The sequence below is a fragment of the Rhizobium sp. S152 genome, from assembly GCF_030380735.1.
Taxonomy (GTDB): Bacteria; Pseudomonadota; Alphaproteobacteria; order Rhizobiales; family Rhizobiaceae; genus Rhizobium.
On record NZ_JAUDRZ010000002.1, the window covers coordinates 199,976 to 212,424 of the forward strand.

Annotated in this window: 12 protein-coding genes; 9 read left to right on the forward strand and 3 right to left on the reverse strand. The window is 60.9% G+C overall.

The annotated features are described in order from the left end of the window. Positions 1-202: 202 nt before the first annotated feature. On the reverse strand, positions 203-1,273 hold the full coding sequence (locus tag QTL95_RS02335) for an LLM class flavin-dependent oxidoreductase (RefSeq protein WP_289718350.1): 1,071 nt from the start codon (positions 1,271-1,273) through the stop codon (positions 203-205). 44 nt (positions 1,274-1,317) lie between these two features. Continuing rightward, a complete protein-coding gene (locus QTL95_RS02340) occupies positions 1,318-2,163 on the reverse strand; it encodes an NADPH-dependent oxidoreductase (RefSeq protein WP_289718351.1) in 846 nt (281 codons plus the stop codon). 171 nt (positions 2,164-2,334) lie between these two features. Here QTL95_RS02340 and QTL95_RS02345 point away from each other — a divergent pair, with 171 nt between their 5' ends. From QTL95_RS02345 to QTL95_RS28620, 6 genes are all read left to right on the forward strand, one after another. Further along, positions 2,335-3,687 carry an LLM class flavin-dependent oxidoreductase gene (locus QTL95_RS02345; RefSeq protein ID WP_289718352.1) on the forward strand — a complete coding sequence of 451 codons (1,353 nt, stop codon included), beginning with the start codon at positions 2,335-2,337 and terminating at the stop codon, positions 3,685-3,687. Positions 3,688-3,694: 7 nt separating this feature from the next. Next, on the forward strand, positions 3,695-4,531 hold the full coding sequence (locus tag QTL95_RS02350; RefSeq protein ID WP_289718353.1) for an ABC transporter ATP-binding protein: 837 nt from the start codon (positions 3,695-3,697) through the stop codon (positions 4,529-4,531). Between the two features lie 18 nt (positions 4,532-4,549). After that, positions 4,550-5,626 (forward strand): ABC transporter substrate-binding protein, encoded by a 1,077-nt coding sequence (locus QTL95_RS02355; protein ID WP_289718354.1) that lies wholly within the window; start codon positions 4,550-4,552, stop codon positions 5,624-5,626. Between the two features lie 23 nt (positions 5,627-5,649). After that, positions 5,650-6,474: an ABC transporter permease gene (locus tag QTL95_RS02360; protein WP_289718355.1), complete on the forward strand. Its 825-nt coding sequence runs from the start codon at positions 5,650-5,652 to the stop codon at positions 6,472-6,474. Between the two features lie 3 nt (positions 6,475-6,477). Beyond that, complete coding sequence (locus QTL95_RS02365; RefSeq protein WP_289718356.1) at positions 6,478-7,242, forward strand: ABC transporter permease; 765 nt, start codon at positions 6,478-6,480, stop codon at positions 7,240-7,242. Positions 7,243-7,312: 70 nt separating this feature from the next. Continuing rightward, positions 7,313-7,456 (forward strand): AsnC family transcriptional regulator, encoded by a 144-nt coding sequence (locus QTL95_RS28620; RefSeq protein ID WP_442981251.1) that lies wholly within the window; start codon positions 7,313-7,315, stop codon positions 7,454-7,456. Here QTL95_RS28620 and QTL95_RS02370 read toward each other — a convergent pair. Next, on the reverse strand, positions 7,416-7,838 hold the full coding sequence (locus QTL95_RS02370; RefSeq protein WP_289718357.1) for a hypothetical protein: 423 nt from the start codon (positions 7,836-7,838) through the stop codon (positions 7,416-7,418). The two genes, QTL95_RS28620 and QTL95_RS02370, sit on opposite strands and share 41 nt — an antisense overlap. Before the next feature lie 94 nt (positions 7,839-7,932). On the opposite strand from QTL95_RS02370, the gene QTL95_RS02375 reads away from it, so the two are divergent. From QTL95_RS02375 to QTL95_RS02385, 3 genes are read left to right on the forward strand one after another with little or no spacing between them, the layout of a single operon-like run. After that, the gene (locus QTL95_RS02375; RefSeq protein ID WP_289718358.1) at positions 7,933-9,183 is read left to right on the forward strand and encodes a sarcosine oxidase subunit beta family protein; all 1,251 of its coding nucleotides are present in this window, start codon (positions 7,933-7,935) and stop codon (positions 9,181-9,183) included. 24 nt (positions 9,184-9,207) lie between these two features. Further along, entirely contained in the window at positions 9,208-9,480 is a 273-nt protein-coding gene (locus QTL95_RS02380; RefSeq protein ID WP_289718359.1) for a sarcosine oxidase subunit delta, read from the forward strand. Further along, complete coding sequence (locus QTL95_RS02385; RefSeq protein WP_289718360.1) at positions 9,477-12,443, forward strand: sarcosine oxidase subunit alpha family protein; 2,967 nt, start codon at positions 9,477-9,479, stop codon at positions 12,441-12,443. The genes QTL95_RS02380 and QTL95_RS02385 overlap by 4 nt, the downstream gene beginning before the upstream one ends. Positions 12,444-12,449 lie beyond the last annotated feature (6 nt).

A 12,449-nucleotide genomic window follows, 5' to 3' on the forward strand; every position in this document is an offset into this window, starting at 1 on the left:
TCTGCGTGGTATCGAACGCCGCGCTTGCCGCCACCCGCGCCGAAAGCCGAACGGCCGAAGTTGTCTTCTATAATCCTCCCGGGGCCGAAAAGCCGGATGACTATCAATCGCGACTAGCGACCGCGTGCCGCCTTTGGATAGTTGATCTGCAGATAGGACAATAAAAGCTCGGTCGTGAACTTCAGCTCCTGCATGGCAAATTTTAATCTCTCAGGAGCGGCAGCAACCTGTCTCCCTGCCGTCTGATTTCCGCGAGGTAGGGCGTATCCGAGAGCACGAAGTGCGAAATGCCGAGATCCCGGTATTTGCGCAGCGACGAAGCGACATCTTCGGCCGAGCCGACCAACCATGTCGTTCCAGCGCCGCCGCCCCCAAATTTGCCGGGCGCGGTATAGAGGTTGTCGTCGAGCACATCGCCGCGCTCGTGCAAGTCCAGGAGGCGGCGCTGGCCGACCGCGACGGAGCCACGGTGGTCCTGCCAGCTCCCGCCCTGATTTGCGGCCATGGCGGCAACCTTCTTTTCGGCATCCGCCCAGGCTTCCTCGCGCGTCTCCCGCACGAGCGTGGTGATCCTCAGGCCGAACTCCAGTGGCGCAAGATCGCGGTCGAGATCACGGCTCAGGCCCTTTAGTTTGTCGATTCGTTCCCTGACACCGTCGAGCGGTTCCCCCCAGAACAGCTGGACGTCCGCCTCGGTCGCGGCGACCTTTTCCGCCGCCTCCGAGGCGCCGCCGAAATAGAGCTTCGGGTGACGGCGGTTGCCGTTTCCGGCAATGCGCGGCTGGACAGTCGAGCCGTCCACCCGGAAATGCTGGCCCGCCGCGCTGACATTTTCTTCCGTCCAGAGGCGGCGCACGAGGCGCATGAATTCCTTGGTGCGCGCATAACGATGGGCCTGATCGCCTTCGCTGTCGCCATAGGCAGCGAGATTGTCCTGCCCGGAGACGATATTAACGCGGACGCGGCCGCCGCTGAGGTGGTCGAGCGTTGCCGCAGCAGAGGCGAAGTTCGCCGGGCGCCAATAGCCGGGACGGACAGCGATCAGCGGCTCGAAGGTCGTGGTGCGTGCTGCAAGCGCCGCAGCAACCGTAAACGTATCCGGCCGTCCCCAGCCGGTGCCGATTAGCGCGCCTCTCCAGCCGTGATCCTCCAGTGCCTGCGCGTGCTCTGTCAGCGTCTCCAGGCTGTTGTGACCGACGGTGGCGCTGTCGCCGCGGTGACCGGCCTTGATGTCGTTCGGTATGTACCAGAGAAATGCGGAGCTTTTGGTCATGCCTATGCCTGCTGATTAATCTGCTGAATGACGCGAAGTTGCGCCTACTTGAGCGCGAAGCCCAGCTTTCGGATGACGCGCTTGAGAGCGTGGCGGCCTTTCAATGCTGCGACGGTTCCGATGCGGTTGCCGACCTGTTCGGTCCAGTCGATGCGCGGCATTCCCTGTTCCGCCTGGAAGGTTCCGAGTGCCTTGTTATATGCGTCGAGGGCAGCCCGGTGCGCTCCCGGATTGTAGCGGTTGCGATGGACGATCGTTTCCTGGCCCAGCCGTGGCTTGACGTCGGCAGGTTTGGCCGGATCGGGATAGCCGACCGTCAGGCCGAAGACCGGGAACACGCCGTCGGGCAGACAGAGTTCGCGTGCAACGGTTTCCGGATCATTGCGGATGGCGCCGATGTAGCAGGTGCCGAAGCCGAGGGATTCGAGGGCCACAACGGCGTTCTGCGCGGCAAGCGCGGCATCGACGACGCCGAGCAGAAAGCTCTCCACATAGTCGAGACCATCAGCCGTGCCGCCCCGCGTCTCAGCAATGTCGCGTGGGCGGGCGAGATCGGCCAGCCAAACCAGAACAAGGGGCGCCTGGGCGATCTGACGCTGATTGCCCGCAACGGAATTCAGGCGGTCCTTGATGTGCTTGTCTTCGACAACAATCACGCTCCAGGCCTGGAGGTTCGACGAGCTAGGCGCCGATTGGGCCGCTGCGATGGCAAGCTCGATCATATGTTCGGGCAGGGCGTGTGGGAGATAATCGCGCACGCTGCGGTGAGACAGGATTGCGCCCAGAGCCTCGTTCCATTCTCCCGACAAATTTCGATCACTGCGATATCGGCTCTTCGCAAGTGCAAGTAACCTGTCTTTTTGCGGCGCGATAGGCGCTGACAAAGTCATTCACGTCTCCTTGGACGGTATGCGGGCCGCGCCCGTGAGCTGGAACATGCCCGCTCCGGAGCCGCGGTTCCAACTACAAAAGTTCCTTCAGCACCATCTAAATAGAATATAATTTCTATAGATAATATTTTTTTGCCTTAGCCTGAGTGCTCTTTCGAACCGGAGCTTGAAATGGCTGAACGAACGCAACTTAAGCTTGGCGCGTTTCTCTACCCTACCGGACACCACATCGCCGCCTGGCGTCATCCGGATGCGCAGGCGGATGCAGGTTCCAATTTCGCTCATTATGTGGAGCTGGCGCAGCTTGCCGAACGCGCCAAGTTCGATCTGATCTTCATGGCCGATGGCGTTGGAACGCGGGGAACCGATATCGAGGCACTGAGCCGGACGGCGACGCGTTATGTCGCGCAGTTCGAGCCGATCACGCTGCTCTCGGCGCTTGCTGCTGTGACGCGCAATATCGGCTTCGTAGCAACAGCCTCGACATCCTTTAACGAGCCCTATCATATCGCCCGCAAATTCGCTTCGCTCGATCACATCAGCGGCGGCCGCGCAGGGTGGAACCTCGTCACTTCTTCCAGCGAACACGAAGCGCATAATTTCGGTCGCGATGAGCATTATGCCCACGGGGAGCGCTACCAGCGCGCCGAGGAATTCGCCGATGTCGTCACCGGGCTGTGGGATACCTGGGAGGAGGGCGCCTTCCCTCGCGATAAGCAGAGCGGCCTCTATTTTGATCCCGAAAAGCAGCATGTCCTCAATCATAAGGGCAAGTTCTTTAAGGTCCGAGGGCCGCTGAACGTCGCGCGTTCGCCCCAAGGACATCCAGTGCTCGTCCAGGCAGGCTCTTCCGAGCCCGGCAAGGAACTCGCTGCGCGCACTGCAGAGGTCGTCTTTACCGCGCATCAGACATTCGATGACGCCCGGACCTTCTACGCCGATCTCAAGGGTCGGCTAGGCAAATACGGCCGTCACCCGGATGATCTGAAGGTGATGCCCGGCATCTTTCCTGTCATCGGCCGCACGATCGCCGAGGCGGAAGAGAAGTTCGAAGAAATACAAGAACTGATCCATCCTGTTGTCGGCCTGGCATTGCTAAGCGGCATGACCGGTGGTGTCGATCTTTCCACCTATCCGCTTGATGGGCCGGTGCCGGCGCTGCCGGAGACCAATGCCAGCAAGAGCCGCCAGCGCCTGCTGCTCGATCTCGCTCATCGTGAGAACCTGACGATCCGCCAGCTCTATCTCAGGATTGCTGGTGCGCGCGGTCACCGGCAGATCGTCGGCACGCCGGCGCAGATCGCCGACGAGATGCAACACTGGTTCATCGAAGGTGCGGCTGATGGTTTCAACGTGATGCCGCCGCATCTGCCTGTCGGCCTTCGCGATTTTGTCGAACTCGTGCTTCCGGAACTGCGCCACCGCGGCCTGTTTCGCAGCGAATATGAAGGCAAGACGCTAAGGCAGAATCTGGGGCTGCGCACGCCTCAGCATCCGGCATCCGCCCCTCTTGCAGCCGAGTAGGATCACCATGAGCATCGCCCATCTCCAAGCCGATCACGTCACCCGCCGCTTCAAGATCGGCAGCGACACGCTGACCGCACTCGACGACGTCAGCGTCGACGTCGCCAAGGGCGAGTTCGTCACCATCGTCGGCGCCAGCGGGTGCGGAAAATCAACCCTGCTGCGGCTGCTTGCCGGCCTCGATGTGACGACCGCAGGGCGCATCCGCCATGGCGGCAACGAGGTTCACGAGCCGAGCCTCGACCGCGGAATCGTATTTCAGGAGCCGCGGCTCTTTCCCTGGCTAACGGTTGAGCAGAATGTCGCGCTTGGCCTCCTGAACACCAAGCTTCCAAAGGTCCGCAAGGCCGAGCTGGTGCACGAGCATCTCGAGCTTGTCGGCCTTGGCGGCTTTGCCACCGTCTATCCGCATCAGCTTTCCGGTGGCATGGCGCAGCGCGCCGGTATCGCCCGCGGGCTGGTCAACCGTCCGAACGTTCTGCTTCTGGATGAACCTTTCGGTGCGCTCGACGCGATCACCAAGGCTCGGCTGCAGGACGAGCTTCAGGAAATCTGGGCCAAGGAAGGCATCACCATGGTGCTCGTCACCCATGATGTCGAGGAGGCCGTCTATCTCGGCGACAGGGTGGTGGTGATGTCGCCGCGCCCCGGCCGGGTGCGCGAAATCATTCCGGTCGCGATCGATCGGCCCCGCCGGCGCACATCGGCGGCGATTGTCGCGGCGCGCGACGAAGTGCTCAATAGCCTGCATGCCACCGGCGAAGTCATCACTCCGGCAGCCTCGCGTCCGCTGCGGGCGCCCGAACAGGATCGGCCGCGGCCGGCGATCGCCATTGCACGATAAGCATCAACGGAGACCATCATGAAACGTACGACCTTCACCCGCCTGGCCGCTGGCCTCGCCATTATCCTTGCCGCAACGGCGACGTCCGCGCGGGCGGAAGATCCGCTCGTCATCCATGTCGGCTATGCCGCGATCGGCGTCGACAACCGGCCCTATGCGGAAGGCACGTCGGCTGCGACCGCGCGCGCCGGCGAATTCCTGGAGAAGGAATTTGCCAATGATCCGAGCATCAAGATCGAGTGGACCTTCTTCAAGGGCGCCGGTCCAGCCGTCAACGAGGGCTTCGCCAACGATCAGCTCGATTTTGCCTATCAGGGCGACCTGCCGGCGCTGATCGGCCGCGCCACCGGGCTGAAGACCAAGTACCTACTGGCAAGCGGTGCACGCAAGCCGCTCTATCTCGCCGTCGCCAAGGATTCCGGCATCAAATCGATCGAGGATCTGAAGGGCCGCAAGATTGCCCTGCAGCGCGGCACCAACGGCCACCTGGCGGCGATTAAGATCCTGGAAGCGCATGGCCTGACCGAACGCGACGTCCAGGTCGTCAATCTCGATAGCGCCGGCACCGTTGCAGCCCTGACCAGCAAGGATATCGACGCCGCTTTCGGCGACACGCAGCTGATCAATCTCGCCGCCAAGGGTGCCGCAGATGTCATCTATACGACCAAGGGCGATGACCCGCGCTTCGGCCGCAACGCTGGCATCATCGGCCGCGAGGCCTTCATTGATGCCCATCCCGAAATTACCCAGCGCGTCGTCGACGCTTTCGTCAAGGCCGCAAAGTGGTCGTCCGACGAGCCGAACCGCGCGGCGCTGTTCGAGCTCTGGCACAAGTCAGGCACCGCAATCCCTATCCTCGAAGAATATTTCAAGGGCGACACGCTGGCCTACCGCAATTCGCCGCTGATCGATGATCTCCTGGTATCGCAGTACTCGGAGCAGGCGGCCAAGAGTAAGGAATTCGGGCTGATCCGTCGTGAGGTCGATCTCAAGGGCTGGTTCGAACCGAAGTATCTCGACAACGCGATCGAGCGTCTCGGCTTCAAGAACTTCTGGCAGGCCTATGGCGCCGACGGCAAGCCTGTCGCGTCCTGATCTTACAGACTGAAAGACCCGGCATGGCAATCGATGTGGAGTTTGAAGGGGACGTGCGGCGGCGCAAATGGTCGCAGCATGCCGCTGTTCGCTGGATCATCAGGGGAGAGGCATTTCTTTTCCCGCTTGGTCTGATCGCCCTTTGGTGGATCGCATCGGCGCGTGGCTGGTTGCCGGAACAAATCCTTCCGGCACCCGCCTATGTCGTCGAGACCGGGCGCGACATGATCTCGACCGGCGAGTTGTTCTACCATGCCGGCGTCAGCCTGCGCCGCGTCGTCTTCGGCTTCGGGATCGGCGCCTCTCTTGGCATGGTGCTGGGAATTGCCATGGGTCTGTCCCGGCGCTTTGAAGACTATGTCAGACCGATCTTCCTCGCCTTTGCGCAGATCCCGACGCTCGGCTGGATTCCGCTTCTGATGCTGCTCGTCGGTATCGAGGAAACGCTCAAAATCATCATCATCGCCAAGGGCGCTCTGGTGCCGGTAACCCTGAACACCTTCTCCGGCATTCGCAGCGTTCCGGCCAAATATCTTGAGGTCGGGCGGGCGTTGCGCTTCAGCCGCCGGCAGACGTTGCGGCTGATCATCCTCCCAAGCGCCGTGCCGTCGATCTTCACCGGTATTCGCTACGGTCTGACCCATGCCTGGACGTCGCTCGTCGGCGTCGAGCTGCTGGCGTCGTCGGAAGGTCTTGGATACCTGCTGGTATGGGGCCGCCAGATGTTCTGGCTCGATACCGTTATCATCGCCATGCTCGTCATCGGCATCATTGGCTTTGCCATGGATCGCGGACTGGAAGCGTCCGAGGTGCTGATCCGGCGCTGGAAGCGACAGGCTGAGGACTGAGAGATGGAAGAGACATCAAACTTCGTCCGCATCCGCCGGGGATTGACGCTGCCGCTTCTGCTGCTTCTGACATGGGAAGCCTCCAGCCGCTTCGGCTTGGTCGATATCCGTTTCCTGCCGCCGATCGAGGACGTCATCGTTACCGCGAGGCAGGAAATTATCGACAACGGCTTGGTGGGCCAGCTTGGCTCGAGCCTGCTACGCAACATAGCAGGCTTCCTGATCGGTGCTATGCTCGGCATCAGCTTCGGTACGCTGCTAGCTGTCGTCGACATAGCCGATCGGCTGCTCATGCCGACCTTCAACGGCATCAAGCAGATCTCGCTGCTTGCCTGGATCCCTCTGATTTCCGTCTGGTTCGGCTTCGGCGAGCAGGCGAAAATCGTCTTCGTGGCGCTCGCGGCCTTCATTCCGATTGCGCTGAACACGCATGACGGCATCAAGGATGCGCCGCGCGAACTGGTCGAAGTAGGCCATGCGCTGCGTTTCAATTCCTGGCAGCGCATCAGTCGGATCTACCTGCCGGTCGCCTTGCCGTCGATCGCGACGGGTATCCATCTCGGCCTGATCTATTCCTGGCTCGCGACCGTTGGGGCGGAATATTTCCTTGCCGTCGGCCCCGGCATAGGCGGTCTCGTCATCGCCGGCCGAGAACGCTTCGACATGGCCCTTGTCATGGTCGGCGTGATCATCCTCGGCATTGTCGGCTTTGTGTTCAACCGGCTGGCGGGGGCTCTCGAGCAGCGCTTGTTGCGATGGCGGGAGTGATGGACAACTTCGGTTGCGCTCCATCGATCAGACCTCCAACTATCTCAAAATCCGAGAAGTGAATGACTGCATGCAAGAGGACGCTCGACTTCCGCTTGAGGATATTGGCGAGAGTGTAGGTCTTGCAAAAAAACCATGTCGGCGGCGTGTCGTGAACCTGGAGCACAGCGGCGTTACAAGCGACGTGTCGCGCTTCTCGATGCCCAAAGGGTGAACGTTGCTGTCACTGTCTTCGTCGCGATCCAGGCAGGCGAATATTGCGCAGAATGTATCTGCAGTGTTCTCAGCCGAGTGCTTGAAGTACACGACCCGCTTGCCACCTGAGTACTGCTAATCACCTGGAGCCAAAGTAAAAGGCCAAATGCATTCGATAGATCGACGGCGTTAGAATCTGTTCTTTTTAACGAGGTGTGCGAGAGCGGCTTGATTGGTCTTTTTGACGTCGTGCGCGGCGGAATACGGTTGGATTTCAGCAGTTTCAGTGCGTGATCATTGCTCGCTATGGCATAGATCCGATCGTGAAAGTCGTGGTTCAGTTTGAGCGCCTCGACGTAATCGCCTTCCGCTATCTTCTGACAACGTTCTTTCTCCAGCATCCCAGGCCCATTCATGCACTGATACGTCTCTTTTATGCAAGCCATACGGCTCCGAGAACGATTAGATCGTTTTTAAATCATCGAGGCTCTGCTGATGCGCTATTCCGCTTTTTCGCTCTTACTTAATGGTCTCAAGGGCAACAAGACCTGGAAACCGGCCTGGCGCGACCCACAGCCAAAGCACCATTATGACGTGATCATTCTTGGCGGCGGTGGCCACGGTCTGGCGACTGCCTATTACCTTTCAAAGCACTACGGCATCACCAATGTCGCTGTGCTGGAGAAGAGCTACATCGGATCGGGCAATGTCGGCCGCAACACGACGATCATCCGTTCCAACTATCTGCTGGAGGGCAATAATCCCTTCTACGAATTGTCGATGAAGCTCTGGGAGGGGTTGGAGCAGGACTTCAACTTCAACGCCATGGTCTCGCAGCGCGGGGTGCTCAACCTCTTTCATTCGGATGCCCAGCGCGACGCCTACACGCGGCGTGGCAATGCCATGCGCCTGCACGGCGTCGATGCCGAACTTTTGGATCGCGCGTCGGTGAAGACCATGCTGCCCTTCCTCGATTTCGACAATGCCCGTTTCCCGATTCAGGGCGGCCTCATTCAGCGGCGCGGCGGCACGGTGCGCCATGACGGCGTTGCTTGGGGCTATGCTCGTGGTGCCGACAGCCACGGCGTCGACATTATCCAGAATTGCGAAGTCACCGGAATCCGACGCGAGGCCGGAGAGGTCGTCGGCGTGGAAACAACGAGAGGCTTTATCGGCTGCGGCAAGCTTGCTTTGGCGGCCGCCGGAAATTCCTCCCGAGTGGTGGAAATGGCGGGCATTCGGTTGCCGATCGAAAGCCATGTCCTTCAGGCCTTCGTCTCGGAAGGTCTGAAACCCTTTATCGACAATGTCGTCACTTTCGGTGCGGGCCATTTCTATGTCTCCCAGTCCGACAAGGGTGGCCTCGTGTTCGGCGGCGATCTCGACGGCTACAATTCCTATGCGCAACGCGGCAACATGGCGACGGTCGAACATGTTGCCGAAGCAGGCAAGGCGATGATCCCGGCGCTTTCGCGCCTGCGCGTCCTGCGCTCATGGGGCGGTATCATGGACATGTCCATGGACGGCAGCCCGATCATCGACAGGACGCCGATCGACAATCTCTACCTCAATGCCGGCTGGTGCTATGGCGGTTTCAAGGCAACACCCGCCTCCGGACTCTGTTTCGCCCATCTTCTGGCGCGTGGAGAGCCACATCCGACCACTCGCCAGATGCGGCTCGACCGCTTCGAGCGTGGCTATCTGATCGACGAAAAGGGCCAGGGCGCCCAACCCAACCTGCACTGATGCGTCGAAGCTAAGGATATAGACATGGCGAGCCTCGTCACCTGCCCGCATTGCGGCGCCAGACCCAAGGAAGAATTCACCGTCAAGGGTGCGGCACTCACCCGCCCGGCACCAGACGCAGCCCAGGATACATGGTTCGACTATGTCTACCTGCGCGACAATCCGCGCGGGCGTTATGACGAATACTGGCACCACACATCCGGCTGCCGCCGCTGGCTGGTCATCACCCGCGATACCGCAACCCATGAAATCTATGAGAGCCGCGACGCTGCAGACCGTCGAGAGGTGAGCGCATGACCCCCTATCGACTTTCCACTGGCGGCCTTATCGACCGCGCAAGGCCCGTCTCTTTTTCCTTCGACAAGCGACGGATGGTCGGCTTCCAGGGCGACAGCCTGGCATCGGCTCTGCTGGCCAACGGCCAGTTGCTTGTCGGCCGCAGTTTCAAATACCACCGTCCGCGAGGCCTGTTGACGGCAGGTTCTGCGGAGCCCAATGCGCTGATGACGATCGGTCAGGGTGGACGTACCGAGCCCAATACCCGCGCCACCATGCAGGAACTCTATCAGGGTCTGGAAGCCCGAAGCCAGAACCGCTGGCCTTCGCTCGATTACGACATCGGTGCGATGAACAGCCTTCTGTCGCCGTTTCTCAGTGCCGGCTTCTACTACAAGACCTTCATGTGGCCGGCCGGCCTATGGGAAAAGCTCTATGAACCCTTCATCCGCCGCGCCGCAGGCCTTGGACGCGCGACATACGAAGCAGATCCAGACACCTATGAAAAGCAATGGTCCCATTGCGACCTTCTGATTATCGGCGGTGGCGCAACTGGCCTTGCGGCGGCCCTTGCAGCCGGCCGCAGCGGTGCAAGGGTCATCATTGCCGACGAGGGCTCGCGGCTGGGTGGTGGCCTCCTTTCTGAGACCGCAACCATCGACGGCAAGACCGGCCCGGCACTCGTGACCGACATGCTTGCCGAACTTGCATTACTCTCGAATGTCATCGTTTTGCCGCGCACCACTGTCTTCGGCTGGTATGACGGCAATGTCTTCGGCGCGGTGGAACGGGTCCAGAAGCATGTGGCCGTGCCCGCGGCTCACCTGCCGGTCGAACGGCTCTGGCGCATTGTTGCGACCGAGACCCTGCTTGCAACTGGTACCGAGGAGCGGCCACTGGTCTTCGGCGGCAACGACATCCCGGGCGTGATGATGGCCGGCGCCATGCGCAGCTATCTCAACCGCTACGCGATCGCTCCCGGCCGCAACGTGGCGATCTTCACAACCAATGACAGCGGTTACGCGCTGGCGCAGGATCTCGAGGCAGCGGCAATCCTGCCCGTCGCCATCATCGACAGCCGGACCGGACAGGTGCCGGCCTCCTATCGCGGCAAGGCACGTGTCATCACCGGCGGCATGGTCAGCGACGCTTCAGGCGGCAAGGCATTGTCCTCCATCACCGTACGCCACGGCAATGGAAGCGAGAGGCTTGCGGTCGATGCGATGGCCATGTCGGGCGGCTTCAATCCGATCATCCACCTTGCCTGCCATCGTGGCGGCAAGCCGCAATGGTCGGATGAGCATGCGGCTTTCATGGCCCCGGCCGATCTCGCCGGGCTTGCTCTCGCCGGCGCCTGTGATGGTATAGACGGCATAGCCGCCTGCCTTGAGCATGGTGCGAAAAAGGCGGTGGAGCTTGTCGCAAGACACGGTTTCCAACCGGTAGAACACCACTTCGGTGACGTGTCGGGCGAAATCCCCGCAGGTCTCGCAAGGCCGCTCTGGACCATTCCGGGCATCACCGGCAAGGCCTTCGTCGATTATCAGAACGACGTCCATCGCAAGGATCTCGGCCTTGCCGTGCGGGAAGGCTATGGCCATGTGGAACTTGCCAAACGCTATACCACCAGCGGCATGGCGACCGATCAGGGCAAGCTTTCCAATGTCAACGCGATCGCACTGCTGGCGGAAGCGCGAGGCATCTCGCCGGCTGAGGTCGGCACGACCACCTTCCGGCCTTTCTACGCACCGGTCTCCTTCGGTGCCCTGACCGGCGGTTCCGATGGAAAGCATTTCCAGCCGGTCCGTAAATCGCCGTTGCATGACTGGGCGAAGAATAACGGCGCCGTCTTTGTCGAGACAGGCCTTTGGTACCGTTCCTCATGGTTCCCGCGTGCCGGAGAAACAGGCTGGCGCGAAAGTGTCGACCGCGAGGTGAAGAATGTCCGTATCAATGCCGGGCTCTGCGACGTTTCCATGCTGGGAAAGATCGAGATCACCGGCGCGGATGCCGGCGAATTCCTCAACAGGATCTACTCCAACGCCTTCCTGAAACTCCCCGTCGGCAAGGCCCGCTATGGACTGATGCTGCGCGAGGACGGGATGATCTACGACGACGGCACGACGAGCCGCCTCGAGGAGACCCGCTATTTCATGACGACGACGACGGCCTATGCAGCTGGCGTTATGAACCATCTGGAATTCTGCGCCCAGGCGCTGTGGCCGGATCTTGATGTGCGTCTTGCCTCGGTGACCGACCAATGGGCGCAGATGGCGATCGCCGGCCCGAAATCTCGCCGTATTCTTGAGGCGATCGTCGACGCTGACATTTCCAACGAGGCATTCCCCTTCCTTGCCGCATCCGAGGTCTCCCTCTTCGGCGGCAAGCTCCATGGCCGTCTGTTCCGCATCTCGTTTTCGGGTGAACTGGCCTACGAACTTGCTGTTCCCGCAGGCTATGGCGAAAGCGTCGCCGACGCGATCATGGACGTCGGACGGGAACACGGGATCCAGCCATATGGCGTCGAGGCGCTTTCCGTCCTGCGCATCGAGAAGGGCCATGTCACCCATAACGAGATCAACGGCACCGTTGTGCCTTCCGATCTCGGCTTCGGTAAGATGGTCTCGACCACGAAACCCGATTTCATCGGCAGAAGAATGCTGGATCGTGAAGGCCTGAAAGACCCGGACCGTCACCAATTGGTCGGCGTCATGCCCCTCGATCCAGCGGTCGGGTTCCGCAGTGGCTCGCATATTCTCGCCAGGGACGCCGAGGCAAGGCTGGAAAACGATCAGGGTTATGTCTCGTCCAGCTGCTACTCGCCGCATCTCGGCCACGCGATCGGGCTCGCGCTCGTGCGCCGTGGTGCCTCAAGGCACGGCGAAGAGGTGCAGATATGGAACGGCCTACGCGGCGAATTCACCGCCGGCAAGCTGTGTAATCCGTGCTTCTACGATCCCGACAACACCAAACTGCATCTCTGAGACAAG

Coding starts and splice junctions, on each gene's coding strand:
- QTL95_RS02370 (WP_289718357.1), bottom strand. CDS start 7,838: ATGCTGGAGAAAGAACGTTGTCAGAAGATAGCGGAAGGCGATTACGTC.
- QTL95_RS02380 (WP_289718359.1), top strand. CDS start 9,208: ATGGCGAGCCTCGTCACCTGCCCGCATTGCGGCGCCAGACCCAAGGAA.
- QTL95_RS02350 (WP_289718353.1), top strand. CDS start 3,695: ATGAGCATCGCCCATCTCCAAGCCGATCACGTCACCCGCCGCTTCAAG.
- QTL95_RS02355 (WP_289718354.1), top strand. CDS start 4,550: ATGAAACGTACGACCTTCACCCGCCTGGCCGCTGGCCTCGCCATTATC.
- QTL95_RS02365 (WP_289718356.1), top strand. CDS start 6,478: ATGGAAGAGACATCAAACTTCGTCCGCATCCGCCGGGGATTGACGCTG.
- QTL95_RS02360 (WP_289718355.1), top strand. CDS start 5,650: ATGGCAATCGATGTGGAGTTTGAAGGGGACGTGCGGCGGCGCAAATGG.
- QTL95_RS02340 (WP_289718351.1), bottom strand. CDS start 2,163: ATGACTTTGTCAGCGCCTATCGCGCCGCAAAAAGACAGGTTACTTGCA.
- QTL95_RS02345 (WP_289718352.1), top strand. CDS start 2,335: ATGGCTGAACGAACGCAACTTAAGCTTGGCGCGTTTCTCTACCCTACC.
- QTL95_RS28620 (WP_442981251.1), top strand. CDS start 7,313: ATGCAAGAGGACGCTCGACTTCCGCTTGAGGATATTGGCGAGAGTGTA.
- QTL95_RS02335 (WP_289718350.1), bottom strand. CDS start 1,273: ATGACCAAAAGCTCCGCATTTCTCTGGTACATACCGAACGACATCAAG.
- QTL95_RS02385 (WP_289718360.1), top strand. CDS start 9,477: ATGACCCCCTATCGACTTTCCACTGGCGGCCTTATCGACCGCGCAAGG.
- QTL95_RS02375 (WP_289718358.1), top strand. CDS start 7,933: ATGCGCTATTCCGCTTTTTCGCTCTTACTTAATGGTCTCAAGGGCAAC.